We start from the raw sequence: 3,744 nt of genomic DNA, 5'->3' as shown, positions 1-3,744 counted from the left end.
CGCCCGGGTGGCCATCCTGTTGCAGCGTTCGGTCGAGACGTACGTGGCGCTGCTGGGCGTGGGGAAGGCCGGCGCGGCTTTCGTGCCGATCGACCCCGAGTCTCCGGCCGACCGGGTGGCGTTCATCGCCGAGGATTCGGACGTCGACCTGGTGCTGACGTCCTCGGCGTTCGCCGACCGGGTGGGCGACCAGCGCGCGCTCGTCATCGACGACAGCGCCGCCGAGCTCGCCGCGGCCCCCAGCGACCGGCCCGCCCTCGACGACGACCCGGACCCGAGCGCCTACGTGATCTACACCTCCGGATCCAGTGGTCGGCCCAAGGGTGTCGAGGTCGCCCAGTCGAGCATCTGCAACTTCCTCGACGTGGTGCCTGGCGTGTACGACGTACGCCCGACCGACCGGGTCTACCAGGGCATGACGATCGCGTTCGACTTCGCGATCGAAGAGATCTGGCCGACCTGGGCGGTCGGCGCGACGCTGGTGGCCGGCCCGACCGACTCCCGCCGCCTCGGCGCGGAGCTGGCGGACTTCCTCGACGAGGCCCGCATCACCGTCTTCTACTGCGTGCCCACCCTGCTGGCCACGATTCCCCGGGACCTGCCCCGGATCCGCAACCTGCTCGTCGGCGGTGAGGCGTGCCCAGGTCAGCTCGTCGAACGGTGGAGCCGACCTGGCCGGCGGATTCTCAACACCTACGGGCCGACCGAGGCCACGGTCACCGCGACCTGGGGTGAACTGCTCCCCGGACGGCTGGTCACCATCGGGCGGCCGATGCCGACCTACTCGGTGGTGCTGCTGGACGAAGAGCGCCAGCCGGTCGCCGACGGCGAGGTCGGCGAGATCTGCATCGGTGGCCCCGGGGTGGCGCGCGGATACGTCGGACGGCCCGAACTGACCGCCGACCGGTTCATCGAGCACCCGTTGGCGCCACCCGGCAGCCGGCTGTACCGCACCGGTGACCTGGGTCGACTCACCGCCGACGGCGAGATCGAGTATCTCGGCCGGGCGGACTCCGAAGTCAAGATCCGTGGCCATCGGGTGGACCTCGGTGAGATCGAGAGCGTGCTGCTGGAGGACGAGGGCGTGGCTGAGGCCGTGGTGGCGCTCGTCCCTGTCACCGACGGCCCGGACGCCCCCCGTGAGCTGGCCGCCTACCTCGTTCCCCACGACGGCGCCGAGGACGGGTGGGAGGAGCTGACCGGGCGGCTCTGCCAGACCCTGCAGACTCGGCTTCCGGCCTACATGGTGCCCTCCTTCCTGGACGTCGTCACCGCCCTGCCGACCATGCCCAGCGGAAAGGTCGACCGGAAGCGGCTACCCGCGCCGATCCGCCGGCTCACCCGCGCCACGGGTCCGCTCGTGGCCGCCGAGAGCGAGCTGGAGAAACAGGTACGGGCCGCGTGGGCGGAGGCGTTCGGCCTCGAGCCCGCGGCGCTATCGGTCGAGGCGGACTTCTTCACCGACCTCGGAGGACATTCGCTGCTCGCGGCGCGAGTGGTGTCGCTGCTGCGCGCCCGCAACGTCGGCGTGAACCCCGCGGTCCGGGACCTGTACGCCCACCCGACCGTACGCGGCATGGCCGCTCATCTGGGTGCCGCCGAGCGGGTCGGGGGGCCGACCGCTGCGGCCCGTCCCGCTCCGGTGCGGCACGGCAGCCGCCGGATCGCGCTGGCCGGGTTCGGCCAGGGCTCGGTGATCTACCTGTTGTTGCTGGCCGTCACACTTCCCGTCTCCTACGTCTACACGCGCAACGACGGTTTCGTGTCCGTCCGCGTCCTCGCGGAACTGATGGTCGCGATCCTGCTCAGCTACCTCGGCGTGCGGTGGGTGTTGCCGGTGCTGCTGGCCCGTCCGCTGGCCGCGGGTATCCGACCCGGCCGCTATCGCCTGTGGGGAATCACCTACGTTCGGCTCTGGGCGTTGAACACGCTGCTGGCGATCGGGCCACTGTCCGTGCTCAGCGGATCTCCGCTGATGGCCACATACCTGCGGCTGCTCGGCGCACGGATCGGCCGCCGGACCATGATCGCGACCAGCGCCGTCAGCCTCCCGACTCTGCTCTCCATCGGGCGGAGCACCTCCATCGGGTACGGCGTCTCGCTACGCCCCTGGCGGGCGGAGGACGGCTGGGTCGTCGTCGGGCCAATCACCATCGGACCGAACGCCTTCGTCGGCGCGAACGCGGTTCTCGAGCCGGGCGCCTCGGTCGGGGCGTACGCCGGCGTCGGCGAGCAGTCCGTCCTCGTCCACGGCGAGGCGGTGCCACCCGGAGCGCGCTGGGCGGGCTCACCGCCGGCGCCGACCCGTCGGCTCACTCCCACCGTCGAAGCCCTGCTCAGCTCCCGCCCGCTGAACCAGGGCTGGCGCCTGCACCACATCGCCGCCGCCCTGGTCGGCCTGATCGGCCTGGAACTCGGGGCCATCGCGATGGTCCTGCCCAGCGTGGCGCTGGTCTGGTGGGTGCTGCTGACCCAGGGGCTGCTCGCCGGGCTCGTGGCGACCCTTCCCGCCGGCATCGTCTACGTCCTCACCGTCTGCGCGGTGGTGGCCGTCGGCAAGCGCCTCGTGCTGCCGCGGGTACCTGTCGGCTTCCATCACCAGGTGCACTCGATGCTCGGCGTGCGCAAGTGGATCATCGACAAGCTGCTCGAGTTCAGCCTCATGTTCACCAACTCGCTCTACGCCACCCTCTACACCGGGCCTTGGCTGCGCATGCTCGGTGCCCGGGTAGGGCCCGGCGCCGAGGTTTCCACCGCCGCGCACCTGGACCCCGACCTGCTCACGCTGGGATCGGAGAGCTTCGTCGCCGACATGGCCAGCCTCGGTGCCGCGACGTTCGCCAACGGCCGCGTGGCGTTCCTGCCCACCACGATCGGCAGCCGGGCGTTCGTCGGGAACGCCGCGTTCGTACCGGCCGGCACGGCGCTGGGTGACGGTTCCCTGCTCGGCGTCAGCACGCTGCCGCCCGGCAAGAGTGTCCCGGAGGGCACCTCCTGGTTGGGCTCACCGGCGATCCACCTGCCGGTGCGCCAGAGCAGCGGATCCTTCTCCGAGGAGCAGACCTTCCGTCCGCCGCGCAGGGTGGTGGCGCATCGGCTGTTCGTCGAGTTCTTCCGCGCCACCCTGCCCGCATCGGTCCTCGGTGCCAGCTTCTACCTCTACCTCATGGCGCTCTCCTGGCTCGCCAACGGCCGGGATCTGCTCGTGCCGGCGCTGTTGTCGCCCTTCGTCGCGATGGCGTCGAGCGTCGCGGTGATCCTGTTCTGCGCGGCGACCAAGCGCAACATCATCGGCACCTACCGACCCCGGGTGGAACCGCTCTGGAGCGACTTCGTCCGACGCACCGAGTTCGTCACCGGCCTCTACGAGGCCGCAGCGGTCCCCGTCGGCGTCGGGCTGCTCGTCGGCACGCCGTTCCTGCCGCCGGTGCTGCGCTGGTTCGGGGTCCGCGTCGGCAGACGCACCTGGATCGGGACCACCTACCTCACCGAGTTCGACCTGGTCGAGATCGGCGACGACGCGACCGTGGGCACCGAGGTGTCACTGCAAACCCACCTGTTCGAGGACCGGGTGATGAAGATGTCCGTCGTCACCGTCGGCGCCGGCGCCACCATCGGCACCCGCGCGATCGTGCTCTACGACGCCGTCGTCGGCGACGGCGTCAGCCTGGACTCGCTCTCACTGCTGATGAAGGGCGAACACCTCACCCCCGGGACCCGATGGCGCGGGATCCCCGCCCAAGG

1 protein-coding gene is annotated in these 3,744 nt (G+C 71.0%); it reads left to right on the top strand.

The genetic code is table 11. The features are described from left to right. On the top strand, nucleotides 1-3,744 hold a 3,744-nt coding region (locus ACVCAH_RS37595), incomplete at both ends, for a Pls/PosA family non-ribosomal peptide synthetase (protein ID WP_447140967.1).

It is taken from the genome of Micromonospora sp. LZ34 (genome assembly GCF_052981855.1).
This window is presented reverse-complemented; position numbering and strand designations above follow the sequence as displayed.